We start from the raw sequence: 418 nt of genomic DNA on the forward strand, positions 1-418 counted from the left end.
TTTATGGAGCTAATAACCAAATAACGTAACGAGACAACCACTGATTGCCGTTGTCATGATGTGAACAAGAATTTCATTCATAAATCGCACCTCCTCTCTACGCCGAATTGACATCTGAGAGATAGACGACCTTCACATTATAACAAATCTCTCCTTCCATGAAATAACATGAATATTAATAAATGTTGTTATATATTAAAGATAAATAAATATAAGGGTGGGATTGATAATGTTTGGCGATCAAAGACAAGAAGCTACAAAATATGTCATTAAAGAAGGTTATCAAGATATTTATTTCCTCAACAAAAACGGGGAATGGTATTATTTCGAAGTAAGAAGTGTCTGGCGTGGCAAACATATTATTAGAGTTAAAGATGGTTTGTTAGGTTGGAGAAAAGAAATAGTAACTGAATAAAGA

General features: G+C 32.8%; 2 protein-coding genes. One reads left to right on the forward strand and one right to left on the reverse strand.

Going from position 1 to position 418, the window contains the following annotated elements; all coding sequences use genetic code 11:
- Window positions 1-9: 9 nt before the first annotated feature.
- On the reverse strand, window positions 10-114 hold the full coding sequence (locus J1M41_RS12360) for a type I toxin-antitoxin system Fst family toxin (RefSeq protein ID WP_365264772.1): 105 nt from the start codon (window positions 112-114) through the stop codon (window positions 10-12).
- A gap of 103 nt (window positions 115-217) precedes the next feature.
- Between J1M41_RS12360 and J1M41_RS11120 the strand changes: the two genes are divergently transcribed.
- Window positions 218-415, forward strand: a complete 198-nt coding sequence (locus J1M41_RS11120) for a hypothetical protein (RefSeq protein ID WP_015056205.1) — start codon at window positions 218-220, stop codon at window positions 413-415.
- Window positions 416-418: the final 3 nt, after the last annotated feature.

This window comes from Micrococcus sp. KRD096, assembly GCF_017168495.1.
GTDB lineage: Bacteria > Actinomycetota > Actinomycetes > Actinomycetales > Micrococcaceae > Micrococcus > Micrococcus luteus.